The organism is Vicinamibacterales bacterium (genome assembly GCA_036012125.1).
In the GTDB taxonomy this organism is placed as follows: domain Bacteria; phylum Acidobacteriota; class Vicinamibacteria; order Vicinamibacterales; family UBA823; genus UBA11600.
Genome location: DASCOS010000020.1, coordinates 104690 through 130521, shown reverse-complemented (window position 1 = coordinate 130521; position 25832 = coordinate 104690). Strand labels below are relative to the sequence as shown.

The following is a 25832-nucleotide window of genomic DNA, read 5'->3' as shown; positions in this document are numbered from 1 at the left end:
TATGAAGCGAGCACGTAGTGCGGAGATGCAGAGTTACGCAGTGCGGACAGTTTTCGCGGTGGGAGTGCTGGTGGCTCTCGCGGTCATCGCACAGCCGCTCGTTGCGCGTGTACACGAACAAATTTCAATAGTTTCGGGTAACCGATTCGTCGGTTTGGAGTGGACGTTTGTACGCGTTCGATATACCTCAATAACAATGAACGAGGCTAGGTTTCGTCAGTATTGGAACGAGCCGTGGGCTATCGACGCGCCGGCAGCCGAGCAAAACCTCTCTCGTCGCCTTTCACGGCTCACTTCTATCAAGGTGAATGATCCGATCGTTGTAACACTGGACGAAGAACGGATCTGGGAATATCCGTGGCTCTATTTTGTGGAGCCTGGCAATCTCCAATTGGGAGCGGATGAGGTTACGAGGTTGCGCGAGTTTTTATTGCGTGGTGGAACCATCACGTTCGATGATTTCCATGGGCCGATTGAATGGGACCACTTTGTCGCACAGATTTCAAAGGTGCTACCTGAGTATGACATTGTCGATCTTGAGTCAGATCATCCGATTTTTAGCTGTTTCTACAAGATTGATTCCTATCCTCAGATTCCAGGGTTAGGTGCTTTTTTTAGTGGCCGAACGTGGGAAAAGGGCGGCTTTGTGCCACGGCTACGTGCTGTGCTAGATGATGAGGGCCGCCCAATGGTTCTCATCAACTGGAATACTGATATGGGGGACGGCTGGGAGTGGTCGAACGCTGAAGAGTATCCAGGTTACATCAAGTACACGGGACAGTCGTATCGAATGATGATCAATGAGATCATCTACGTATTGACCCATTGATAGCGGGAGTGACAAACGGCGCATGGAAACAATATCGGAGACCACTGCAACCGAATTGGCAGAGCGCGTTAGGCATGGCCGCAAGCAGATCCTCGCTGAACTACGGAAGGTGATTGTTGGTCAAGACGAGTGCATCGATCAGGTGTTAATTGCACTCTTTACGGGTGGACACTGTCTGATCACTGGCGTTCCGGGACTAGCGAAAACCTTAATGATTAAGACTTTGGCAGATATCTTGGATTTGACCTTTGGAAGGATCCAGTTCACACCTGACTTGATGCCAGCCGACATTACTGGAACCGAGATTCTTGACGAGGAAAGCGGGCATCGGGCGCTGCGTTTCGTTAAAGGACCGATATTTTCACAAATCATTCTGGCCGACGAAATTAATCGAACGCCACCAAAAACGCAGGCGGCCCTGCTTGAGGCGATGCAAGAATACCATGTTACGGCAGCGGGTCGGACCTATCAACTCGACCAACCCTTCTTTGTTTTAGCCACCCAAAACCCGATTGAGTTGGAAGGTACATATCCGTTACCTGAAGCGCAACTTGATCGGTTTATGTTTAACATCGTAATGACCTATCTTTCGGAGGACCAAGAGGTACGTGTTGTTACGGAAACGACTGGAGCCAGCCGAGAGCCGGCCTCGTGTGTTTTGCGCGGCTCTGACATTACCGATTTTCAGAAATTAATTCGACAAGTGTATGTCTCTGAAGAGGTAGCACGCTATGCAGTCCGTTTAGTGGATGCCTCCCGCCCAGGCCGACGTGCGAACCTTGACTTTATTCAGCAGTGGGTGAAATGGGGGGCCGGCTTACGTGCCTCGCAGGCGTTGATTCTCGGAGGAAAGGCTCGTGCACTTATGCACGGGCGGTTCCATGTTTCCGTTGGTGATGTTGCGGCGTTAGCACCGCCGATCCTTCGCCATCGGATAATCACGAACTTCTACGCTGAGTCTGAGGAGGTCGATTCTGATAAGTTGGTGACTCAACTTCTTGAGGCGGTTCCGCCGCCCCGGAGTGAGATGTAACATGGCGATGAAGGCGACGGGAGGTGAAGTTCGCTTTCTTGATCCAGCCGTCGTTGCTCGTATTGGCTCCATGGAATTGCGGGCACGGACCGTCGTCGAAGGATTCTTGTCAGGGTTACACAGAAGTCCATTTAAAGGTTTCAGCGTTGAATTTGCAGAATACCGACAGTACCTTCCAGGTGACGATCTATCGACGATTGACTGGAAGGTTTATGCCCGAAGCGATCGTTACTACGTTAAGAAATTCGACGAGGAAACCAACGTAGAGTGTCACCTTCTACTCGACGTCAGCGGCTCGATGGGTTACGGATCCCGAGATGTTACTAAATTAGCGTACGGTTCGTATTTAACAGCATCGCTTGCCTACTTGATGAATCGTCAACGTGATGCGGTAGGATTTATTGCGTTCGACGACAATATCGTTACCCACCTACCACCGAGCGCTCGTCCTGGGCATCTAAGGTCAGTGCTGCTAGCGCTAAACCAGTTATCTCTGGGTACTCGCTCTAACGTGGCGAAGCCACTTCACCAATTGGCTGACTCATTAGTTAAACGTGGAGTTGTTGTTTTGCTTTCTGACCTGCTTGACGATCCAGTAAAGACAATTCAAGGTCTAAAGCATCTTCGTTTCCGTGGTACAGACATCGTTGTTTTTCATCTCTTGGATCATGATGAGCTTACGTTTCCATACGATCGGCTAACGCGTTTTCGCGATATGGAGACGTCAGACGAGGTGATGGCAGCTCCGCTCGAAGTACGTGACCACTATTTAGGTGAGATTGAATCACTTGTGTCTCATTACAAGCGCGAACTTGGTCTGGTCGGGATTGATTACCAACTTGTGGATACATCCAAGTCACTGGATTTCGCACTCATGAGTTATTTGTCGACACGCAGCCGCCGTCAGTAGAAGACGGCCATCAGTGAAACTAAATGTTCGGTGTATCGTTTCTTGTTCCGGCGTTTCTTCTTGGGCTGGCCGCGGCCGCCATTCCGGTCCTACTGCACCTGTTGAAGCGAACTCCAGCAGCGCGCCGAGAATTTTCTGCAGTCTTTCTGATTAAAAAGACACAGGTTGAACAAACAAATCGACGGATGTTGCGTGAGTGGATCTTGTTGGCTCTGCGGGTGACGGCTCTAGTTTTGCTGGCTGTGGCGTTTGCGCGGCCCTATCTCGCTAGTACGTTGGTCGGCCTTACTGGGGGCCTGACCGTTGTGGCGGTCGATCGATCGTTCAGCATGTCCGGTCAAGGCCGGTTTGATCGTGCGCGCGAATTAGCGGTTAACGCCGTACTTGCGGAAAATTTTTCCAGGGAAGTAGCAGTTGTGGCTTTTGATGAAGGTGCGGTTCTAGTGTCTGAACCGTCGCTTGACCGTCAGAAGGCGCTTGCAGCCATCGCTCAGCTTTCGACCGGATGGGGCGCCACTCGATATCGACTTGCGCTCGATAGGGCAGCCCAGGTCATTGGAGACAAGACCGGAAAGATTGTCATTGTCACAGATCTTCAACGGAGCGGCTGGGTGTCTGGTGATCATGGCGTATTACCCGATCGGATTCCACTCGACGTTGTAACCATTCAGCCCCCAATGGGCAATTTGGCTGTGACTGAGATTCAGGCCGGCCCTTCTAACACGAGGGCTACCTTGCTCAACGGTGGTCTGGTGGGCCAAGTGGTAACTGCCAGATTACTTGTCGATGGGGCCGAGGTGGACCAGGCGGTGGTGACGGTACCTATGAGAGGTAGCACCGAGGTTGTTTTCCCTGTTGTCCTGCCGCAACGTGGTGAGGCTAGCGTCATCATAAATGATGCTACCGGCTACGAAGCGGACGATGCTCGTTACTTAATGCTTTCGCCGCCGAGGCCACTTGGGATTCTTTTGGTCACAGAGGGTGGAGACTCATCGGTTGAGGCGTTCTATCTAGACCAGGCCCTTCGGGTTGGAGATGTTGCGAAAAGATTTGAGATTGCGCAGACCGCGGCAGCGATGCTTTCGTCGAGTTTGTCAGAGGCAGACGTTCCGCCAGCCGTGGTCCTGCTGTTGACTACTCGTGGACTGGACCGTCGGGGACTTTCTGGATTGGAGAGATTTACGCGCGCGGGAGGCGGAGTACTCATTGTTGCCGGTCCCGATATAGAACCGCTCATGCTTTCGGGATTTGGCGGCGTGGGCCCTTCCGTACCGGAAAATGATGACACAGGTTCGGTGGACCGAAGATTTGTACCGGCTGATGGAAGGCACCCGATCTTTCAGGCGTTTGGACAGAAACTGGGAAACCTGGCTCAGGCTAGGTATGTGCGGACTCGGAGACTGGATTCAAGCACAGACGGTAGCGTGCTTGCGCACTTCAGTGATGGGACGGCCGCGCTAATGGAACATGACCTCGATCTTGGACGACTACTTGTATTCGGTTCGGACTTCGAAAGTGCGTGGAACGATTTTCCGCGTCATCCGATGTTCGTACCGTTCGTGCACGAGACACTAAGGCACCTCAGTGGCGATAGGAATGAACCGCGTGAGTTGGTCGTTGGCGACGGTCCACGGGAGAGTGTTCGCCGTCCAGGATTTATTGAGTTAGCCGACTCGCAACGGGTGGCAATCAACGTCGATCGGGAAGAATCTGATATGACGAGCATGTCAGTTGCCGAATTCAAGGCCGAGGTAGCAAAGGTAGGCATTACGATCAATTCAACAACTGACCACGCAATGGATGAACGGGAACGAGACGGCGGATACTGGCGTTACGCACTCGGCCTGATGATATTGGCACTCGCTGCTGAGAGTCTTCTAGGTCGCCGGACGGGATAGGGGGCATGCAGAGTCAAGACGAGCCACTCTGGACGTTCTTTGCCAAGGTCAGACGACGCTGGGTCACGCTTGCCGTGTTGCGTGGTAGCGCTAGGGTCTTTGGTAGTGTCGGCGTGATCGTGCTAGTTGCAGTCATGGTGGATCACTTCTGGCTGCCGACGGGCATATCGCTTATTGCATTAGCACTGACGGCGGCAGTCGTAGCGATCGGTCAAACCCTTTTAATATGGTGGCCGCTTCGCAAAACTCCGTCCCCACGACAAGTGGCCAGATTTATTGAAGAGCAAGTGCCGGAATTTGAGGACCGGCTAGCAAGTGCAGTTGAACTCGGTAGTCGTACCGTGAGATCTGCGGTTCAGTCGATGGTGATTACTGATGCCTCGAATCAGGTTCAGACTGTGCAACTTGACCGCGTGGTCTCGAGCACGCAGATCAGACGTGCAATCGGCCTTTGCGTGGCCGGCGGTATCGTCCTCGTGACCGCGCTCAGCTTGGCACTGACACCAGCTCAACGAGCTGTTGATGCGGCAAGTCTGTATGCGTTTCCTGAGACTGTCCGAATCAACGTCTCGCCAGGTGATGCCCGTGTGATGGCGGGTGGATCGCTGGAGGTGCGCGCGCAGGTGGAAGGGGTCACGATTACATCTCGCCTAATTCATCCGGTGTTACAAGTTGAGTCAGGTGACGAATGGCAAGACATTGAGATGCGGCCGGACGACGGAAGTTTCCAGTTCGAGTTTACCTCGGTCAGAGAGAGTTTTCGTTATCGGGTGAGTGCAGCTAGTGCATGGTCGGATGAGTACAACGTGACGGCACTCATGGTGCCCCATATTGATCGGATTGACGTCGAATACGACTATCCACTATTTACTCGGCTCGAGCGGCGTATAGAGATCGACAGCGGAGATGTGTATGCACCAGTTGGTACGGCGGTAACGCTCACTGTCTACGCGGACAAGCCGATTGAGGATGGTGCAATGGTGCTTTCGGACGGGTCTCTCATCCCGTTGGCGCTCCGGGACGACACGACGTTGACTGGGAGCTTCGAGGTTTCGGCGGATGATGCTTATCGGGTGACCCTTTCCGACAATCAGGGTCTCAGTAATTTGAGCGAGGGCCAGTACTTTATTCGCGCGATCGCTGATCTTCCTCCCGTCGTCAGGATTCTCAGACCAGATGGGGACCGCTCGGTTACGCCACTGGAGGAGGTGACCATCGAAGCCCGTGCCGATGATGATTATGGTCTCGAACGCTTTGAGATCGTCTATGCAGTTAGGGGCGATGAAGACCAGGCTGTGCCACTTCTAGGGTCGACTGATCTGACGACAAGGATTGGAATCTATACGTTATACATTGAGGATCTTGATGTTGTGCCTGGTGACTTTGTTACCTATTACGCGCGCGCACTGGATGTGAATCGAGCGAAGGCATCCACCGAAGCGCGTAGTGACATCTACTTTCTTGACGTTACGCCATTTGAACAGGAATTTGTTGAAGCGCAGAGCCAGTCACAAGGGGGTGATGGTGGTACAGGTCTTGCTGATTTGACGGCTGCTCAACGTGCGATCGTAGTGGCTACGTGGAAACTCGATAGACAGGTTGAGGATTCTAGGGTCGAGAACGAGGTCCGTACGGTGGCCCGTGCTCAGGATGAACTCAAGGTGCGCACGGAACAAGCTCTTGAGGAGTTTGGCCCAGGACGACGGCAGGGTGAAGTGGCATCAAGTGGAACGCGTGATGGAGCACCGTTGGATCTTGCAGTTCGCGCCATGGGTTTCGCGAAGACGGCATTGGACAATATTGAGACTAACGAGGCTATTCCCCACGAGATGGCGGCACTAAACCATCTGCTGCGTGCTCAGGCCGAAATTCGGCAACGGGAAGTTTCCCGGCGGCAGGCGGCGGTAGGTGGTGGCTCGGGAAGACCAGGTCAAGACCTCTCAGCGTTGTTTGACCAGGAGTTGCGTCGTCAGCAACAGACGAACTACGAAACGCGCTCATCGGCTGGCCAGCCAGACAGCCCTGAAAGTGAAGCGCTTGATGAGGTGAGGGAATTGGCCGGCCGGCAATCGGATCTCAATCGCCGGAAGCAGGCTCTTGAACGTCAAGGTCCTGAAGTGGACCCTCGAGAATTTCAAGAGCAGCTCGAGCGACTGACCAGAGAACAAACCGAGCTGAGGGACGAAGCTGAGCGGCTAACTCGGATGCTTGACCAGTTAGGTGAAGCGACCCAACAAACTTCCGGTGGTCAGGCTTCTAGCCAGGCGGCACGACCGACAACCCAACTGGATGGGGAGCGGATGCGAGAAGTCTCTGAAGCGATGCGCGCTGCAGCTGGCGACCTTCGACGTGGGGATCTCAGCGGTGCAAGTGAGCGTGGTCGACAGGCCCTAGGTCGACTCAGTGCGCTTGAACAGGAGTTGCGGTATCTCAATCCGGAAGAGCGCCAAAGGGCTGTAGCTGAACTACAGTCAGAAGCGAGGGACCTTGCTGACGCCCAAACGGTTATCGCTCGCGAAGTGGACCAGCTCGAAGTTGGTCAGGCGAGTCGCGACACGGGAACACGCCTCGCTGAGGAGCAGGCTCAGATGGCCGACCGGGTCGACCTTCTTCATGAGGCCACCGGCGTACTTGCCCGTAGGCTCGACAATGATCCAGAGGGTCGAGGGACGCTAGAAGAGGTGGCTGGCATGGTCGAAGAAGAACGTCTGGCTCCTCGCCTCCGTGAATCTGCTGACACCTTACGACGTGCTTTTGGAACGTCAGACGGAATTTCAGAGGACGAACGTCGTAGTCTGACTGAGTCGGAGGGTGTCCTCAGGGATACGCTGACGCAGGTGGCTGAACGGCTTGAGTTAGTGCCTGGAGGTCTCAGCGATGAAGCCCGGCGGCTTTCGGAGGAACTGGACCGGACGCGAGCATTACGGGAACGTTTAGGGGATCTCGAACGTCAAATTGAAGCTCTGGAGAGATTGGGTGAGGCAGGTGAACTTGCGCCTTCAGCAACCAATGTAGAACCGAACCTCGAAGACGAGTCTGGGGGCTTAGCGCGACTGGGTGAAGCATACGACCGTGAATTAAGACGTGCGGAGGACCTCCTTGGTGAGCTTCGACGTGAAAACCCTTCATTGGCCGGTCGGGTTAATGGTCTGAGCGGCCAGTACACCAGGTCCGCACCCGGTACCGAGGCCTTTAAACAGGATTTCACGCGGTGGGATGAGCTTAGGCAGGAGGTGGCTGAAGCTCTCGAACGGTTTGAGGCAAGCCAGTCGGGACTGCTGTCGGTTGAGGAACTCCGGGGACGCTTGAGTAGTGGTGCTGATGAATCGGTTCCTGAGACTTATCGTGCGTTGGTAGAGGCGTATTACGAAGCGTTGGCCGTAGCGGAGCGACGGCGATAGTTCGTGTGGTAGCCAGGAGTGACGATGGTTTTTGATGCGTTGATGCCTTGGTGGCTGATTGCGATACTGGTAATTGGTGCGGTTGGGGTGACGTTGCGTGCCTACTGGAGACCGCTCGTGCCGATATCGATTGGACTTCGGTCGGTATTGATGTCACTCCGGCTATCAGTGCTACTCCTATTGATCTTGATCTTGCAACGTCCCGTTCTACTTGAGCCGTCTACCGATCGTCTCGATGCAATCGTGCCGATTCTCGTTGATGTTTCACGCAGTATGCGCTTGAAGGATGCTAATGATGACGGCCACCGTCGGATCGACGAAGCGTCACGATTGGTTGAGGAGGTTCTGCTACCAAGTGTTGGCGAAGTCTTCGATGTAGACCTACTAGGCTTTGGTGAATTACTCACCCCGGTCGAGCCGACTAATCTTCGAGCTGACGCTCGCCAAAGTGATCTTCAGGGTGCCTTACGTGGTGTTCGTGAGCGCTACCGTGGGCGAACCGTTGCTGGTGTGATTGTCGTTTCCGATGGCGGAGAGACAGGCAGCGAGTCAGTCAAGGTCTCGGGTGCCGGTGCTTTTCCGGTGTTTACTGTCGGTGTCGGTCGGGCGGTTATCGAACGAGACCGTGAGGTGCTGGATGTGTCGGTCGGGCCAGCCAACTTGGCCAACTCTGTTGTTGATTTGAGCGCGTCCGTTGTCAGTCATGGATTTGGCAAGGAGCCAATCGAGGTCAGGCTTCTGGAAGATGGGCGGTTAGTCCAACTGGATTGGGTGACCCCAGCCGAATCAGGTGCGCCTTTACCAATCGTGTTCCGTGTATCTCCGAAATCAGACGTTGCGACGCGCTACACAGTTGAGTTGCCTGTCGACCCGACTGAGTTGACCCCGGACAACAATGCCATGCGTGTGCTTGTGCCACCGTCAGGTCGACTGCGGCGGGTGTTATTGGTTGAAGGCGCCCCAGGTTATGACCACAGTTTCCTTAAGCGGGCTTGGCTCCAGGACGAAGGGATTGAGTTAGATTCGGTCGTGCTGAAGGGTGCTAACGACCGAGGACAGAACACTTTTTACATTCAGGGGGATACCGATCGGACGCCCGCGCTCTCGACGGGTTATCCTCAGAATCGTTCCGCGCTCTTCTTCTACGATGCCGTCGTTTTGGCAAACACTCCTGCGGAATTTTTTTCGCCAGACCAGCTCAACATGACGGTTGATTTTGTGTCGAAGCGGGGAGGCGGTTTACTAGTGTTTGGAGCGCAGGCATTTGTAGGTCGTGGCCTGGCGAGCACTCCAATTGAGACAATTCTTCCTTTGTACCTGGCTAGTCGCACCACGACAATTGCTCAAGGCGCGGTCCGTGAGCCTAACACCGTGAGCTTGACCGCCGCCGGCGCGAATCACGGCCTCATGCGTTTAGGAACGACAGCTGACATCAATCGAGCCAGGTGGGATGCGGTGCCCCCGCTGGCTGGAGTTGCCGCACTCGGCGACCCGAAACCTGGGGCATCGGTGCTCGCACACACGGTCGGCGCCGGTGGCGGCTTATACCCTCTGATCGCTGTGCAGCGGTATGGTCGTGGGCGGACCATGGTGTTTACTGGAGAAGCATCGTGGCGGTGGAAGATGCTTCTTCCCTCACATGACGATACCTACGATACGTTCTGGAAACAGACGGTCCGCTGGCTCTCAGAGATCGCGCCCGGTCCAGTAACCGTCTCGACGGAGGGAGGCCGCGTTGCTGGTGAGGTCGTGCATCTGGAGATTTCGAGTCGCGACTCGACTTATGAGACCGTCGCTAATGCGTCGATAACAGTGCGCGTGACTGGGCCGGCTGGTGATATCCAGGAGATACGACCTAGCTTGACCGACGCTGTGGCAGGGCGGTACACGGCAAAGTTCACACCGGCGCAATCCGGTGTTTATCGCATTGACGTGCGGGCTGACCAAGAATCGTCCAGTCTTGGAAGCGTGGAGACCCGGGTCCTTGTCGGTGGTAGTGATCGTGAGCTAACTGACCCACGCATGAATAGCGAAGTGCTGGCGAGGCTGGCCGAGCGAACAGGAGGTGCCGTTGTGCCTGTTGATGCGCTGGGCGAATTACCTGGGCAGTTACGGGAGAATGCGACAGTTTCGGCAACGTCGGTCCGACTTGATCTCTGGAACAATGTTTGGGTATTTCTGCTTCTGGTATTCCTGCCGTCGGTCGAATGGCTTCTGCGACGACAATGGGGAATGCGATGAGTGGGTGGTGTAGACGCCTCCTGATTTCAGTGCTTTTTATTGTCAGTGCTGGAGCGTCTACGTCGGCGCAACAAAGGTTTGCGCTGATTGTCTCTGGCGCGTCCGGAGGATCGCCGTACGCAGAACGGTACGATCGTTGGCGTGGTGCGCTCGTATCTTCTCTTCGCAGCGATTTACATTTCCAAGAAGAAGATTTGTTCGTTCTAGCCGAAATCCCTGGGCCTCGCGTGGGGCGTGCTTCTCAGGAAGGTATCCGTCAGGTAACGAGAACCCTGGCTCGGCGTCTCAGCGATGATGCTACGTTACTCGTCGTACTCATTGGCCACGGCACCTTCGATGGTATCGATGCCAAATTTAATCTTGTCGGCCCAGACCTCGATGCGGCCGAATGGCGCAGCCTTCTGGAACCCCTGCCGGGACGGCTCATTTTTGCGAATACGACATCTGCCAGCTTTCCGTTTTTAGAGTACCTGACTGGTGAACGACGAATTGTCATCACTGCCACTAACAGTCCTGAGCAGCGCTACGAGACGCAATTCGCTGCCTTCTTCGTCGAGGCGTTCAAAACTGAAGCTAGCGATTTCGATAAAGATGGACGGGTGTCGATATGGGAGGCTTTCACGCGGGCCAGTAGCGGCGTAGGGCGGTGGTATGAGCAGCAGGGTCGTGTGTCGACAGAACGTCCAATCCTCGATGACACTGGTGATGGCGTCGGCAAGGTAGCTGGCGAGCCAGGACTCGATGGTACTTTGGCGAGGCGCGTATTTCTGGACCGTTCGGTGGAGGCAGACCAATTATCAGATCAGAGGCTAGCTGGCCTTCTCGACCAACGAAACATTTTAGAGCTTGAGGTTGAGGTGCTGAAGGCACAGGTAGGGCAATTAGCTAGACACACTTATGAGGCTGAAATGGAAATCCTCCTACTTAAGCTAGCACGTGTATCACATGAGATTCGTGCCCGTCAGTAAGAACGTGCGACTGTTACCCTTCTTGATATTTCTAGCAGTCGGCAGTGAGCGCGCAATTGCCCAATCGCCGGTACTGACTACCGACCGTCCGGACCAGACCGAGTCGGCTACGGTTGTTGCACGAGGTCTGCTGCAGGTGGAGACGGGATACCTTCTGGCTCGTGATGGTGAAGTGAACGGTTATGAAGTACCAGGGACTTTGCTCCGCATTGGTCTTGGTAGCCGTACGGAACTTCGTATTGGCCACGCTGGTGTAGTCGGGAAAGAGGGAAGCCTGGGGCTGGGTGATAGTCACCTAGGTGCCAAGGTCAATCTTATCGAGCGTGCTGATGGCTGGCGGCCAGAGATGGCACTGCTTGGGGGATTATCGCTCCCGACCGGGGGCGACAAGTATTCCAGTAATGGTATCGACCCCTCGTTTCTTGTAGCATTCGCCCACGAACTGTCTCCGAAACTGTCGCTCGGTTATAACGTTGGAGCGAAGTGGGAATCATCCGCTGGTAACCCCGAGCGCGATCAGCTTACGTTGTACTCGATGGCGCTCGGCCTAGGGCTAACCGATCGCCTAAGTGCGTTCTTCGAATTCTTCGGGAATGAGAAGCAAACGGGTAACACGGTGACCAGTGAAGGGTTTATTGCAGTGGACAGCGGTCTCACGTTTTTACTAACGGATATTGTCCAACTCGACCTATACATCGGGAGGGGTCTCGTTGGACAAACTGAGGATGTGTTTATCGGAATGGGTCTCAGTTTTCGTTTGCCACGGTGACCACCGACAGAGCTAGGAACGGTTTTCTCGATTTACATAATCGCGTTGTGTCGCGCCAACGTAGAGTTGTCTAGGTCGCGAAATCTTTTGTTCGGTGTCGAGTAGCATTTCCTCCCACTGAGCGATCCAGCCGACAGTTCTGGGGATAGCAAATAGTACCGGGAACATAGCCGGCTGGAAGCCCATGGCTTCGTAGATCAGGCCTGAGTAAAAATCAACGTTCGGATACAAACGACGTTTGATGAAATAGTCATCTTGCAGGGCAATTCGTTCGAGCTCAAGTGCGATATCAAGTCTCGAGTTCTGCTTTGTTACGGAGAAGACAGAATCGGCAGTCTGCTTAATGATTTTGGCACGTGGGTCGTACGATTTATAGACCCGGTGACCGAACCCCATTAATTTTTTTTCTCCGCTCTTCACGCTCTTGATTATCTTTGGTACGTTATCAACGGTACCGATCTCCGATAGCATCTTTAGCACTGCTTCATTTGCGCCTCCATGGAGTGGGCCGTAGAGGGCTGCAGCTGCACCGGTTAATGCTGAGTACGGATCGGAATGCGAACTGCCAATTGTCCGCATAGCGGTCGTACTGCAGTTTTGTTCATGATCGGCGTGCAGGATGAATAAAACGTCGAGGGCGCGCTCTAGCACTGGATTCGGTTGATACTTCAGTTCGGCCATGCGGAACAGCATATTTAGAAAGTTCCCAGTGAAACTGAGTTCGTTATCAGGGGGAATATAGGGCAAGCCTTGACTATGTCGAAAAGCATAGGCTGCTATGCTGGGCACCTTTGCGATGAGGCGGACTGTCTGAGTGAGGCGCGACTGCTCGTCGAAAATGTCCTTAGCGTCTGGATAGAAGGTTGAAAGGGCACCAACCGTACTCAGAAAGATGCCCATCGGGTGAGCATCGTAGCGGAAGCCTTCCATAAACTTCTTGACGTTCTCGTGAAGCATTGAATGGAGCGTAACGTTAGTCTTCCACTTATTAAGTTGCGCCGTGGTTGGCAGCTCGCCGGAAAGTAGCAAGTAGGCGGTTTCGAGAAAATCACTATTCTCTGCCAATTGTTCAATTGGGTAGCCGCGGTAAAGTAACACGCCACGATCACCGTCAATATCGGTAATTCGACTTACACAGTTAGCGGTGTTCATCAACGCCGGGTCGTATGTCTTAAGACCAAAATCGTCAGCATTCGTCTTGATTTGACGCAGGTCCATGGCACGGATCGCGCCGTGCTCAATCGGAATCTCGTATTGCTTCCCGGTGCGATTGTCAGTGATCGTTAGCGTCTTAGACATGAGGGTTCACGGTGCAATTATTACGATCCTTCTCATCAGCCATCTCGCACTCTCCGCCCCTACGTTAGTTTGCATCGAGCCAGCGTCTACAGCCGATCGGCAGTTAGTGTTCACTGCAGAGAGCTGAGGAGAGGCCCCACGTTCGCCGTAGGATCCCCTGAGGGGGGAGAGTGAACCCTCAGAAAGGGCAGTGCCAGGGGTTGTCAAGACCCGGCATCCGTTAGGCTTCAGTGGAAAGCGATTCCCTACACACCAGTCGTCATGTAATGCTTTATTGCCGCAACGGTACGGTCGATCTCAGAATGGAGATTGTAGAAGTGCGGCGAAATTCGTAAGCCGTTAGCACGACCCGCGGTGCCTATCTTCTCGTTGTCGTAAAGCGCGTTGTACAGTTTCCTTGCATCGATACCGGTGACTTCGAAGACCACGACAGCCTGAGACAGTGTCGGGTCCTGGCTTGTCGTTAAGGTCACGCCTTCGATTGTCCTAAGCTGTTCCATCAATGACTGAGCCAATTCTTGGGAACGGGCTTGGACCGTCTTCATGCCGATCCGCTGTTGGAATCTTAGTGCCTCGCCGAAAGCGATAATTGCTGGTTCATCACGTTGGCCAAAACTCTCGAAAGTCCGCGAGATACCGACGTCTCCCCGTCCGGCACTGTGAATACTTGGCCAGATCTTGTCGTGTGTTCGATTGTTGATAAAGAGAACGCCTGTTTCTTTTGGACCACACGGCCACTTATGTGCGCTACCCGTGTAGAAATCTGGCTGCATGTCGCTGAGGTTGACGTCCATTAGTCCAAAGCTTTGCGCGCCGTCCACGAGAACCAGGACACCATGCTCGTGGGCCAACTGACAAAGTGCTTTTGCTGGGAAAAGGTCGCCCACCGTATTTGTTAGATGTGTGAACGACAGGAGCTTGGTACGCGCTGTGATCGAGCGACGAACGAGATCAATGTAGTAATCGGGTCCCGGATGAGGATTTACAACTTCGAGCTCGGTTACCGTAAAGCCGTAGCGTTTCGCCTTTTCCTTCCAGGCCACGTTGTTGCTGGGATGGTTGTGGTTGAAGATGATGACTTCGTCGTTCGCTGTGAGTTCGACGCCACTCGATACTAGGTTATTGCCCTCGCTTGTGTTGCGGGTTATAACGATCTGTTCTGGCGTCGTGTGTAGATAATCGGCAAGGATTTTACGCGTATTAACCTTGCCCTCTCCCATCTTGGCACGGTTCTGGAACGATGGATTGCCATCCACGTCCTTTGTGTTTTCGTACATTGCCTCAAGAGCCGGCAGCGAGGATGGGCAGAGATTGGCCGCATTCATAACGCTGATATTCGTCGGCATTGGGAACTGCTCGCGCACGGACCGCCAGAAAGCTTCATCAGGCGAGGCTGGGGTCTGGGGGAGTGGCGCCGGCCGTTCAAATGCAATACCCGTTTTGCCGAGGAGGGCAGCTGAGCCACCGACGGCCAATAAGCGGGAAAAATTTCGTCGGCTAATTCCGTCACCGTCTCGTCGTGCGTGCGCGGTCATTGTCGAACTCCTTCGAATTTGGAGAAATGGGTCCCACGTACGGGCATCATAGCCGAAATCTGACGGAGCAACCACCGAATTGCCTATTCGGGCAGCGGACCGGTGTAGCGAGCCTGGAGGGGAAGTCTAAACCCTGTCGCGACGGGGTTTAAGGCCGCCGCGCTCTGTCTGAGTTTGTCGGTTGAGCACGAGCTAAGGCTGGCGACATTAGAAGTTATAGTACACAGCCTCACCTCGACAGGCCTCGTCACGAGTCCATCTAATCGGCCAAGCGCTCAGTCGGCCGTTTAGTCGGTACGGGGCCGAGGGAACGTTCCCTCTCTCATCGCGGCGTGATACGCGAAGCTCGCCATGACTACCGAGTTAATCATCAGGTCGCGTGGAAGGAGCCTATCGTAGACGTCCATGTTGAAGTGGTGGGTTCTTGCTCGGTAGTCGATCCGGTCTTGGATGAATTGGAATCCGGGTAGTCCCACCCTGTTATAGGACAGATGATCGGTTCCCGTGTTACTGAAGAGAGAGATTGTCTTCACCTGTAGGTCATGAAACGGGGTCATCCAGGCTTGGAGGATCGGTGTCGCTTGGGCGTTGCCCTGAGTGTGGACGCCACGGAACTGGCCCGTGCCGTTGTCCATGTTGAAATAGACCGAGAACTTATCGTAGTCGGGTGTGTAGACACCGTCTTCTCCGAAGTGGTGTCGTATGTAGCCCCGAGAACCCCTGTGGCCAAGCTCTTCCTGGCTCCAGAGCGCTACGCGAATCGTGCGCCGTGGCTGAGCGCCGATAGCCTTGAGAATGCGCATTGCCTCGAGCACAACGGACACACCGCTCGCGTTGTCAGTAGCGCCGGTGCCGGTATGCCAGGAATCTATGTGCGCACCGATCATCACGACTTCATCGGCTAGGTCAGTTCCTGGAATTTCCCCAATGATGTTGTAGCCCGTTGGATCCGATTCGTCGAAACCGATGCGAATGTCGACGTCCATTGTGACCGGGATACCACGCTCGAGAATCCGGTAGATACGGTTATAGTGCTCCGTCGCAACGGCGAGTGTCGGTAGCGCGCTCTGGATCCCTGCGCGGGTTCGCCTGTTCCGTGTCGTCGGATGTCCGGTTGCATACACAGTGCCGTCACTTCCGATGCTCGCCGTGAGCACCACGGCCACTCCTTCAGCCTTGTAGAAGTCTTCAACTTCGTCAGCAGAGATTTCCTCCCGCTGAAAGTTCGATTGCTCGAGCTGGCCTCTCGCATGGCGGCGAATCAGGAGGTCAATTCCCTCGGTTTCAAAGACGCCTAGTGATTCCTCGTCGTGCCGGAACGCGTCTTGTGTGAAACGTGGACCCATTGGCATCGGTGGTGTGGATAGGACGACAGCTCCGTCGAGCTGACCCCGATACCGGTCAAAATCTTCAGAGGTCCGGATGGTTGCGATAACGGCATTCGTCACGATGGGCCCACTCGTACCGGGAGTCAAGGCGAACGGGTAGGCGATCACCATCTGGTAATCGGGCGCGGTCATGTGCACCGACACCCGTTGAATCTCCCAACCCACGGTCTCCTCACCCCAAGCTTCTTTCTCGACGCTGGAGAGACCGAATTCGGTCATGCGGGCCAAGGCCCATTCTTGTGCTTGGCGCATGTTTGGAGAACCGGTGAAACGTGGGCCAATGACATCGGCCAGATAGCCCGCGCTCTCCATGACGTGAGAGTTGTCAAACCCTTCGGACCGAATGTCATCGACGACGTCCCAGTAAACAGGTTCTTGTGCTGCTGTGGATGACGGAATGAGGAAGATCACAGCAATGATGGCCAGACCCAACGTCGATTTAGACTTATTCATCTGAAACTTTCCCCTCAAGTGTGCGTGGTTATGCCGAGCACGACTACCGATAGAAACCTTTGTCAGAGGTCCACAGGAGCGGACAGAATACACCGGTTACCGATGTGGGGCGCACGGTATTTTAATAGCTTGACCTGGGGACTCCATGTCAGTGTTTGCGAATCTCACGCTCCCCGTCGGTTGCTGCGATTCCCTTCCATACGGTATCGACGATCCGACGAGCCCACGTTGCTGGGATCTTTTCGTCAGTTAGATAATGGGCGTAAAACGAACCGATGAGCATGTTGACGGCTGCATCGATGTCTGCCTTGGGGCGGAGGTCTCCACGTTTTTCGGCGTGTTTGAGTACCTCCTGCAGCATCATTCGGCGTGGTTGGACTACCCTCTCCCGGAAGTGGTTAATTAGGTCTCGCGTGTGGCGCTGTTCGACCATGACGGCACCGATGATAGGCATTCCGTCAGGCCTGAAGAGTGTTTTTTGTAGAGTGCCGAGGATTGATCGAAGAGCTGAGGGTGCCGGATGGGGGCGGGGGGGTGCCTCATCTCCGAGCAACTGCTCAATTGCCGCCATTGCCAATTTCTCCTTGGTTTTCCACCGGCGATATACTGTTGGCTTCGTGACCCCCGCTTTTTTTGCAACGGCATCCATCGACATTCGCGTATAGCCTTCTTCAGCTAATAGTTGCAACGCCGCATCTAGAATGGCATTTCTGACGCTGGGATCGACCGGCCGTCCTGGCTTGGTCCTAGTCACTGTTTCTGTAGATGGAATCATTGGCCCATGTCTCCTGGACAGCTTTCTATTAATTTACTATACGGTATAGTAAAGGAACTGAACTCAAGAAGCAAGCCAGTTGGCCAAATTGGAGAAATGTTCAGGTTCAGCCAAGAACTGGGCTGAAGGGAAGGTGCTAACCGGAAGACTAAAGAATACCTACACAGACCGTTTAAGCCGAGCCTAACGAATCAATAAGATTCTATTGTTCACCGGATACAGCCATTCGATACCGCGGGTTGTGAGCACAGCGTCGTCCTCGAGTGGAATCCTGACCTTCTTGTTGTTCCATTCTGGCACGGCTGTATAGGCGAACAGTTCAATCGAGAGTAGATTAGTTGGTCGCAGGGTGTATTCAATTCGCACAGGGTTAAAGAAGGCGATGGAGGGGCCGATACCGTGTCCCGAGTTTCCGACCGAGTGAGAGCCGATAACCACATCGGTGACCTCTGGGTTACTGGTTGGTTCATTAAAACCGATTCGGGCAAATCCAGCGTTGGTCAACGCATCGTAGACCTCCTGCTCGGCTTGGGCGGCAGCAATGCCAGAACGGATAGTGTTGGTGATGATGGTCCGGGCTTCACGTCCCTTGTCGAATGCCCGCTGGAAGCTTGGAGGTGCGTCAGCTTCACCCGGTCTCAGCACGTAAGCGATCCGCTTCATGTCGGTATACATGTTCAGGAAGCCGATGCCCCAATCGATCATTAGTAGGTCACCCCTGCGGATGATTCGATCATTTGAGGTCGACTCGATGCCGTCTGGGCCGGTGATGTACACCGATGGCATGCCAAATGAGGTGTCGAGACCACGAGCGAGCAGTTGGTCCATCATCCACCAGGCGACGTCCTCCAACATAGTAACGTCGGGTGTAATCACTTCATTTGAGAAGGCTCGTTCGGCAATTTCACGGGAAATCTCACCAGCTTCTGCGAACGCCGCGATTTCGGTCGTCGTTCGGCGCGATCGGAAATCCGAGACGAGCTTTTCGCCTGAGACCAATCGTGACGCGTAGGGTTCTCCAAGTGTTTCAACAAGTTGCTGATGGCCGGTATAGGTTAGGTTATCGACTGGACCGATTGTCCGCGAAGTGTTGATGCCAATACGCCGAGGGTCACGTTCTCGAACAAAGTCTGCTAGGTCTTCGGCTGGTTGAAACAGGTCGTACGCGCCAGACTCGCGGATGCGGTAGCCATTAATACCAAGTGCGGCACGCTCGATACGGTCACCACCTCGATCGGTAAAGATGTAATAACCGGTATTGCCCGTGTATCCTTGTCCGAAGTCAAGGTAGAGTGTGCCGTAGTTTGCCTCGCGGATCATGGTGATCCACATGTCGATACCATTTTCACGCATGGCCTCGGGCAGTATTTGGTCGAACTTCTCCGTCCGAATCTGATTCATTCGTTCCCACCGTCGACGTGCCTCCTGCGCTTCGGCTGGGGCCTTTGGGAGTCCCAAAAGGACGAGTAGGCAGATAGTTACAATTCGGAATAGTTGCATGGCACACCTGTCCTTACTTGCTCGCCCTTACCGTGGTCGCAGAGCGCCCCAGGGGATCCCAAGAGAAGTCTGGTGATAGGTAGCGTTTGACGGTTCAAAGACACGCCGCTATCTCGGCCGCGGTCTTGCACTGTACTGTTCCCACAGGCGCGTATGGTGCGTGCCTAAACTGACCTCTTGTCCACGAATCAGGACATGCTTCACCTGCGCCGGTATATCGAGCAGGTCACCTTCGGACACCACGAGATTCGCAATCATGCCTTCCTCAACTGACCCATACAGGTCTCCTACGCCAAGAAGGTCTGCAGCACCCCGGGTTAGTGCGTGCCAAGCGACGTCCCTCGGTAGGCCAAAGGCGACGCTGAGCGCGGCATGGTCGGGGAGATTCCGAGCTGCGCTAGCACCGCCAGTCCGAAATGCGAACGACACGCCGGACTCGTGCAGGAGCTTCGCTGCAACAAAGACCGCATCATAGGGGTCGCCATCGGCTGGTTGTGCCTGAATCGGCCCAAGAATTACCGAAACGCCTGCTTCGGCAATTTCGTCTATCACCTTCCACACATCTCTGGTGCTAGCGATAATTGCTTTGAGTTGGAAACTCTCTGCGAAGGCGAGCGCTCCTAGTATTCCTTCCTTGCTCGACACATCAAGGACAACGGGGAGCTCAGCCAAAACGACCGGGACGAGTGCGTCAAGCGTGTAGGTCTGCTCAGTTGGCTTGACTGTTCCGGCCGCGAGTGCGGTGGCATGAGCACGGGCTCGGTGCATCCAGTCAGCGAGCGTCTTCAGTTGTGCGTCGACCCGTTCTTGGTTCTGTTCTCCACCGCTGGGTCCGCCACCACCAGGTCCGCCACCGCCCCCTTCTCGCTCGGGGAAATCGATGTGCATGGCGAGTGGGCTACGGGCAACGACCTCAGGCGATGTCCAGCCAGCCATGTCGATGAGCGCGCTCTGACCTTGGATGAGGCCACCCTGTGGGGCTGCGATCGCCGTTGTCACACCGTTGGCGCGGGCTATCGGAATCATCTCGGAATCAGGGTGAATCGCCACCGAGGCTTTGATATGACTGTTGATCTCCTCAATCTCCGACGTATCATTCGTCGCCGCGATCGAGCCGATCTCGGAAAGCCCAATCACAGTGCCAGCGTTAATCATGCCTGGTGTCACCGTCATGCCCGTGGCGTCGATGACTTGCGCGTTGTCTGGGACCCGCACTTCCTCACCTACCGCCGTAATCCGGCCACCTTGGACAACGATGGTCCCGCGCTCAATTGGTGCACCCGTCATTGTGAGGATCCGTCCACCGACGATGGCGATCGGAATCGTATCGGCTGTCAGCATCGGTTCGGCCACGTCTCCGTAACTGGCAGGCATCAGTTCAGCACGTACCGCTGGCGGAAGCGTTGGCGGCGTCCATTCAGCGATTCGATCATTCGTGTCCTCAACATTCTGTTGGATGTCGCCCTCACCGCCGATCTCGGCCGTGTCGAGTCCTAACTCCGCCAGCGCATCCTCAGTAGTTTCTACTTGGTCGCGGTCGAAGTAGACCTGACCATCGATGATCGTGTACTGGACGCGGGTGTTTCCTGAGAACGGGTGGGCCGTAAAAATGGCAAGATCGCCATCTTTACCAACCTCGATTGAGCCGACCCGGTCGTCGATCCCAAAGTGGTTAGCGGCGTTAAGGGTGATCATCTTGAGCGCTTCTTGCTCCGGAACACCACCATATTTGACGGCCTTCGCGGCCTCTACATACATCCGACGTACACGCTCGTCGGAGTCGGAGTTAACCGACACGGTTACACCCCGTTCATACATGATGGACATGTTGTAGGGAATGGCGTCCCATGCCTCCATCTTGTAGCCCCAGAAGTCAGTAAATGTAGAGGCGCCGGCACCATGAGTCGCGATTTCATCGGCGACTTTATAGCCTTCGAGCACATGCTGGAGAGAGGCAATCTGAAAACCGAAGTCCTCCGCGACTCGCAATAGCATCAAGATTTCATCAGCACGATAGGAATGTGCGTGCACGAGAATCTTCCCTGCCATAATGTCCGAAAGCGCTTCGAGCCTGAGGTCCCGCCGCGGGGCGAGGACGTCAGTACCGCGCGATCGGGCTGCCTCATACTCATCCCATTCGGCCTGATATTCGCGTGCATCCGCAAAGCTTCTCCGAAGCATGAACTCCACGCCCATCCTAGTGCCAGGGTATCTTCGATCGACGCCGGGAGTGGATGTCCGTGATCGCTTCGGGTTCTCGCCAAGAGCGAATTTTACGCCTCTGGTCACGTTGTCAAACAGCAGTTCATCAGCTGATTTACCCCACCGCAACTTCAGAATGGCGTTCTGACCGCCAACAACATTTGCCGAGCCATGCAGGACGTTGATTGTAGTGACGCCACCTGCCAGCGCCCGAAAGATCGACTCGTCTCGATGATTGATTACGTCGATGATGCGAACTTCAGGGGTGACGGAGTCCGCTCCTTCGTTGCCGCCCCCCTCGATCGACATGTGCGAATGCGCATCAAGAAGACCTGGAGTGACCCACATGCCGGTTGCATCAATCTCTCTGGCTCCATCAGGTACTGAGACCTGGGCATCGGGACCGACAGCGGTTATCTTGCCGTCTTCAATCAGGACCGTGCCGCGGGAGATGGTGTCGTTCACAGCGGTTAGGATTGTTCCGTGGCGCACCGCTGTCACTGGGACTTCACCTCCGAGTGGTCCGATTGGGGCACGTCGCTCAATTTCGGCACGGCTCCTTATGTCTTCTACAGCATTCCCAGTTTCGTCGTCATTGGAGTCGGAGTTTTGATGAGTCTCCATCTCCAGGTCACCGTCGTACCGTGTGCCATCGACCCAGACTGCTGCGACACGAGCGTGTTCGTCGAAGAGGTCGCCTTCGATGGCGACAACGTTAGCAGCTTTGCCAACGTCAAGAGAACCCAATGTCCCGTCTACGCCTAGGATTTCGGCGGGTGTAATTGTCAGTGCCCGGAGCGCTCCATCTTGAGACATCCCAGCATCGACAGCGGTGCGGAAGTTCTCGAGATAATTTGCCGAGTGATCCAATCCAGCGGCTGTGAAGGCCACCGTTACTCCAGCGGAGTAGAGCCGGCCTGCGTTTGCCTTGGCGTCATCGAGGTCCTCAGAAGTTGGATTTTCGATCGGGTCAGTCCCCGTGCCACCACCAAATCCAACCGGACCTTGGCGGGGTCTGAGGTCAAGCGATACTAAGACTGGCCGGTCGGCTGCCTTCAGTGCGTCGGTGACACGCCAGCCTTCGACTGCGCCACTGATGATTACGTTGAGGCTGAGTTCGTCAGCTAGCCTCAGCGCACGTAAAATTTCATTTTCGGTCCAGGCGGTGAAGACAACTGGCTGTGCGCTGGCGACCGAAGATTGCAGCGATTGAAGGGTGTCGTTATAGCTTGGGCGGTCGGTCGTTATCGGTTGACTACGGTAACGATTCCAGGCATTACCATACCAGTCTGCGTCAAGATAGTGTTGCCGAACCGACGCCATAACTCCCATGAGAGTGCCCGGATATTCCCCCCGCAGACGTTGGAATCCCAAGTGCTGAGCCCAATTGCCACGAACGACCTGATCGGTTAATGGACCTTCGCGCAACGTGATGATGGCGCTTTGTCCCTTAAAGACCCCGAAGGGCGGGGCGATGGCAGCAGTCGTGATACCTGTGTTTCTCGCTTCGTGCAGGGCGACTTGATCAGGCTCGTAGACCGAGAGCGCGGTTAGTTGCGGCGTTAGGCCCGGTGTCACCCCACCGGCGCGCCGACGAGCCTGGATGATTCTTGCGCGCTCAGCGTTGTTCTGCGGTAGGACTGGTGGAACTGGCATCCCGAGTGCTGAGTGAGCGTCGATAAAGCCCGGGTAGAGGGTCCAACCGCTGGCGTCTATTACAATGGCATCGGGCGGAGGGTCCACACTTTGCCCAATCGCAGCGATCTTGCCATCACGAAGTAAAAGCGTCCCAGATTGGATCGGTCGCGCACTTACCGGCACGATGCGGGCGTTAACGAGTGCGTAGGTAGGCACTTCAAGCCTCGCTGTGTCGGCCAGGGTCTCGACGACCGTAAATGGCAGGACGAGCAGGACGATAGCGGCGAACAATTGACTTGCGGTTCGACGAACCATCAGGACCTCCAATAGCGGCCAGCACGGCCACCAAACAGGGCAGAAAGGAGTTGGATTATAGCGTAACTGGTTGTTCGTTGTTCGGCTGGTTCGATCAGTAGGAAACGCATAAGATCAATTAGTTCGCGAATTGGGGGCAGGATGGGCCAAATTGGCGTTAGCTGCGGAATTGGACTTCTACTGTGCGGGGCCGAGGTGATAGCCCAGACCCATCAGGTAATACGGGTATCCGAACTCAATGCCCGAAACCCTAATGAGGTATCCATAGCTATCAATCCGCTTGATCCCGACACGATTATTGCCGTCTCCAGAGCAGCTGACCCTGAGACTGGGCGCTCAACGAATTTCGAATATGTAAGCAATAATGGTGGTGTAACTTGGCGAACGCATCCTGTCCGTAATCATGAGGCGCGCACGCAGGGGGACGATGCGATTGTGATAGCCGCTGACGGCACGGCGCATCATTCTTACATTTCGTTCAGTGGGCTCCGCGAGAAACGCCCTGAAACGCCGACCAACGGTATTTTTGTGACGACTTCCAGCGATAGTGGAGTGTCCTGGTCCGATCCAGTGCCGGTTCTTGAGCACAGAAATTCGATCACGCCGTTTGAGGACAAGCCATACCTGATCGTCGATCGCGGTCGAGAATCCAGACACCGTGACACTGTTTACCTTGCTTGGACCCGTTTCGACGTTTACGGCAGCCGCGATCCAGGTGACCGCTCACACATCTTTGTTAGCCATTCTCTCGATCGAGGCCGTTCGTTCACAGCTCCCGTAAGAGTTTCGGATATCGGCGGTGATGCCCTCGATAGTGATGACACTCTTGAAGGGGCTGTGCCCGCTGTTGGAATTAATGGTGAGGTCTTTCTAGTGTGGGGTGGGGCCGCCCATCTTTTCTTTGATCGGTCTGACGACGGCGGCTGGACTTGGGGTGATGACCTGATCATTCAAGAGACACCGGGTGGGTGGGATATTGAGGTGGAAGGTTTGGCCCGGCACAACGGGATGCCAGTGACCGGCGTGGATCACAGTGAGGGCCCGTCCCGAGGCACCCTGTATGTCAATTGGATCGATGAACGACATGGTGACCCTGACGTGTTCCTGATTTCGTCGTCCGATGGTGGCGTGTCGTGGACGAATCCGGTGCGTGTGAATGACGACACAATGGGGAACGGCGCAGCACAGATGTTTACTTGGATGGCCGTCGATTCATTTGATGGTTCGGTGAATGTTGTGTTTTACGATCGACGGACCCTAGACGGAACACTGACTCAATTGACTCTTGCTCGCAGCGTAGATGGGGGACGGACGTTCGTCAACTACCCGATTGATCTCGCTCCATTCACCTCTAATCCTACGGTGTTTTTTGGCGATTACACTGGGATTGATGCGCTCAATGGATTGGTGATCCCGATCTTCATGCATTTTGTGGATGAGTTTGAAATGGCGGTTTCAGTGGCAGTCTTTCGTTTTCAGTTAGGTACGCAGGACCTTACGGTGCGAGCGCTTGGTCAAGATCTGCCATGAGGTCCGTCGGGTCTTCGATGCCAACTGAATAACGAACCAACCCCTCCGGAATACCTGCAGCCAATCGTTCTTCCGGCGTCAATTCCACATGGCTAGTTGCAGATGGAGGACCGGCAACGGTCTCGACTGATCCGAGGTTAGCGGCCCGATGAGCATATCGAAGACGGGGTAGGAATTGGCGCATTGCGTTAGTGCCCCCGACCAACTCAAAGCTCACAATGCCGCCGAATCCTCGCATTTGGCGTTTTGCTACTAGGTGTCCGGGGTCTTCTTCAAGTCCTGGGTAGTGGACTATTGCAATCGCCGGGTTGGATGAGAGATGCCGCGCAATCACCATTGCCGATTCAGTCTGCCGCTCGATACGGAGGTGCAACGTCTTTATTCCCCGAAGCAACAGATAAGCGGCGGTAGGGTCGAGGGCAGCACCAGTAATTTCACGATAGTGGTAGATGCGTGAAACTAAATCTTTCGCCCCGCACACGGCTCCTCCAAGTGCGTCAGCGTGCCCACCGAGGTACTTGGTAGCGCTGTGGACGACAAGGTCAGCGCCTAGCTCGAGTGGTTGTTGGTTAATCGGCGTGGCAAAGGTGTTATCCACGATGGTCAGAGCACCAGCTTTCTGGCCCGCCTTGAGGAGACGCGCTAAATCCAGCACCTTAAGCGTTGGATTAGTTGGAGTTTCCAAATACAGGACTTGGCACCCTTTAGTGAGGGCAGTCTCCACAGCGGTGTCCTCGGTGGGGCAGAGCTCCACCTCGACTCCTTGACGCGGAAGAAATTCAAGGAAGAGCTTATTTGTGCCGCCGTAGGTGTCGCGGGTCGATACGATGCGATCGCCTGGGGTTAGGAACGTGGAGAGTGTGTTACTAATTGCCGCCATACCACTGGCAAAGCTGGTCGCGGCCTCGGCGTTTTCCAGAGATTGAATCTTTTGTTCGAAGGCGCGCACAGTCGGATTCGTGTTTCGGCTATAGATGTCGCCTGTCGTCTGACCGCGACCAACTGCTTCCCATTCGGTGACATCGTGATACCCGAACGCGACGCTTCGGACAATTGGCACCTGGGTGCCTGCGCCAGAGGTCGGGTTATCTTCCCCTGCCCAGACCGCCAAGGTGCCCATGCGAGGAGTTCCGTTATTCATTAAACGG

General features: G+C 54.8%; 16 protein-coding genes. 9 read left to right on the top strand and 7 right to left on the bottom strand.

Going from position 1 to position 25832, the window contains the following annotated elements; all coding sequences use genetic code 11:
- Position 1: 1 nt before the first annotated feature.
- Genes QGH09_07600 through QGH09_07565 form a run of 8 tightly spaced genes read left to right on the top strand, consistent with a single transcriptional unit; the run spans position 2 to position 12049 of the window.
- Positions 2-829 (top strand): DUF4159 domain-containing protein, encoded by an 828-nt coding sequence (locus QGH09_07600; GenBank protein ID HJO18045.1) that lies wholly within the window; start codon positions 2-4, stop codon positions 827-829.
- 22 nt (positions 830-851) lie between these two features.
- On the top strand, positions 852-1862 hold the full coding sequence (locus QGH09_07595; protein ID HJO18044.1) for an AAA family ATPase: 1011 nt from the start codon (positions 852-854) through the stop codon (positions 1860-1862).
- Between the two features lies 1 nt (position 1863).
- Positions 1864-2772: a DUF58 domain-containing protein gene (locus tag QGH09_07590; GenBank protein HJO18043.1), complete on the top strand. Its 909-nt coding sequence runs from the start codon at positions 1864-1866 to the stop codon at positions 2770-2772.
- 23 nt (positions 2773-2795) lie between these two features.
- Positions 2796-4670 (top strand): BatA domain-containing protein, encoded by a 1875-nt coding sequence (locus tag QGH09_07585; protein ID HJO18042.1) that lies wholly within the window; start codon positions 2796-2798, stop codon positions 4668-4670.
- A gap of 5 nt (positions 4671-4675) precedes the next feature.
- Complete coding sequence (locus QGH09_07580; protein ID HJO18041.1) at positions 4676-8071, top strand: DUF4175 family protein; 3396 nt, start codon at positions 4676-4678, stop codon at positions 8069-8071.
- Between the two features lie 24 nt (positions 8072-8095).
- A complete protein-coding gene (locus QGH09_07575) occupies positions 8096-10312 on the top strand; it encodes a glutamine amidotransferase (protein ID HJO18040.1) in 2217 nt (738 codons plus the stop codon).
- Complete coding sequence (locus tag QGH09_07570; GenBank protein HJO18039.1) at positions 10309-11280, top strand: hypothetical protein; 972 nt, start codon at positions 10309-10311, stop codon at positions 11278-11280. The genes QGH09_07575 and QGH09_07570 overlap by 4 nt, the downstream gene beginning before the upstream one ends.
- Complete coding sequence (locus QGH09_07565) at positions 11258-12049, top strand: transporter (GenBank protein HJO18038.1); 792 nt, start codon at positions 11258-11260, stop codon at positions 12047-12049. The genes QGH09_07570 and QGH09_07565 overlap by 23 nt, the downstream gene beginning before the upstream one ends.
- Positions 12050-12061: 12 nt before the next feature.
- Here the strand turns inward: QGH09_07565 and QGH09_07560 are convergent, their stop codons facing one another.
- From QGH09_07560 to QGH09_07535, 6 genes are all read right to left on the bottom strand, one after another.
- Positions 12062-13348, bottom strand: a complete 1287-nt coding sequence (locus QGH09_07560; protein HJO18037.1) for a citrate synthase — start codon at positions 13346-13348, stop codon at positions 12062-12064.
- 245 nt (positions 13349-13593) lie between these two features.
- Positions 13594-14883 carry an aminotransferase class V-fold PLP-dependent enzyme gene (locus QGH09_07555; GenBank protein ID HJO18036.1) on the bottom strand — a complete coding sequence of 430 codons (1290 nt, stop codon included), beginning with the start codon at positions 14881-14883 and terminating at the stop codon, positions 13594-13596.
- A gap of 287 nt (positions 14884-15170) precedes the next feature.
- Positions 15171-16724 (bottom strand): M20/M25/M40 family metallo-hydrolase, encoded by a 1554-nt coding sequence (locus QGH09_07550; GenBank protein HJO18035.1) that lies wholly within the window; start codon positions 16722-16724, stop codon positions 15171-15173.
- A gap of 148 nt (positions 16725-16872) precedes the next feature.
- Positions 16873-17499 carry a TetR/AcrR family transcriptional regulator gene (locus tag QGH09_07545; GenBank protein ID HJO18034.1) on the bottom strand — a complete coding sequence of 209 codons (627 nt, stop codon included), beginning with the start codon at positions 17497-17499 and terminating at the stop codon, positions 16873-16875.
- 183 nt (positions 17500-17682) lie between these two features.
- Positions 17683-18999 (bottom strand): M24 family metallopeptidase, encoded by a 1317-nt coding sequence (locus QGH09_07540; GenBank protein HJO18033.1) that lies wholly within the window; start codon positions 18997-18999, stop codon positions 17683-17685.
- Positions 19000-19107: 108 nt separating this feature from the next.
- Positions 19108-23154, bottom strand: coding sequence for an amidohydrolase family protein (locus QGH09_07535; protein HJO18032.1), 4047 nt, complete (start codon positions 23152-23154; stop codon positions 19108-19110).
- 141 nt (positions 23155-23295) lie between these two features.
- Between QGH09_07535 and QGH09_07530 the strand changes: the two genes are divergently transcribed.
- On the top strand, positions 23296-24684 hold the full coding sequence (locus tag QGH09_07530) for a sialidase family protein (GenBank protein HJO18031.1): 1389 nt from the start codon (positions 23296-23298) through the stop codon (positions 24682-24684).
- On the opposite strand, the gene QGH09_07525 is transcribed toward QGH09_07530, so the two are convergent.
- Complete coding sequence (locus QGH09_07525; GenBank protein HJO18030.1) at positions 24650-25825, bottom strand: cystathionine gamma-synthase family protein; 1176 nt, start codon at positions 25823-25825, stop codon at positions 24650-24652. The genes QGH09_07530 and QGH09_07525 overlap by 35 nt on opposite strands.
- Between the last annotated feature and the right edge of the window lie 7 nt (positions 25826-25832).

Coding starts and splice junctions, on each gene's coding strand:
- QGH09_07590 (HJO18043.1), top strand. CDS start 1,864: ATGGCGATGAAGGCGACGGGAGGTGAAGTTCGCTTTCTTGATCCAGCC.
- QGH09_07550 (HJO18035.1), bottom strand. CDS start 16,724: ATGAATAAGTCTAAATCGACGTTGGGTCTGGCCATCATTGCTGTGATC.
- QGH09_07560 (HJO18037.1), bottom strand. CDS start 13,348: ATGTCTAAGACGCTAACGATCACTGACAATCGCACCGGGAAGCAATAC.
- QGH09_07575 (HJO18040.1), top strand. CDS start 8,096: ATGGTTTTTGATGCGTTGATGCCTTGGTGGCTGATTGCGATACTGGTA.
- QGH09_07525 (HJO18030.1), bottom strand. CDS start 25,825: ATGAATAACGGAACTCCTCGCATGGGCACCTTGGCGGTCTGGGCAGGG.
- QGH09_07545 (HJO18034.1), bottom strand. CDS start 17,499: ATGATTCCATCTACAGAAACAGTGACTAGGACCAAGCCAGGACGGCCG.
- QGH09_07595 (HJO18044.1), top strand. CDS start 852: ATGGAAACAATATCGGAGACCACTGCAACCGAATTGGCAGAGCGCGTT.
- QGH09_07535 (HJO18032.1), bottom strand. CDS start 23,154: ATGGTTCGTCGAACCGCAAGTCAATTGTTCGCCGCTATCGTCCTGCTC.
- QGH09_07540 (HJO18033.1), bottom strand. CDS start 18,999: ATGCAACTATTCCGAATTGTAACTATCTGCCTACTCGTCCTTTTGGGA.
- QGH09_07530 (HJO18031.1), top strand. CDS start 23,296: ATGGGCCAAATTGGCGTTAGCTGCGGAATTGGACTTCTACTGTGCGGG.
- QGH09_07585 (HJO18042.1), top strand. CDS start 2,796: ATGTTCGGTGTATCGTTTCTTGTTCCGGCGTTTCTTCTTGGGCTGGCC.
- QGH09_07580 (HJO18041.1), top strand. CDS start 4,676: ATGCAGAGTCAAGACGAGCCACTCTGGACGTTCTTTGCCAAGGTCAGA.
- QGH09_07565 (HJO18038.1), top strand. CDS start 11,258: ATGAGATTCGTGCCCGTCAGTAAGAACGTGCGACTGTTACCCTTCTTG.
- QGH09_07600 (HJO18045.1), top strand. CDS start 2: ATGAAGCGAGCACGTAGTGCGGAGATGCAGAGTTACGCAGTGCGGACA.
- QGH09_07570 (HJO18039.1), top strand. CDS start 10,309: ATGAGTGGGTGGTGTAGACGCCTCCTGATTTCAGTGCTTTTTATTGTC.
- QGH09_07555 (HJO18036.1), bottom strand. CDS start 14,883: ATGACCGCGCACGCACGACGAGACGGTGACGGAATTAGCCGACGAAAT.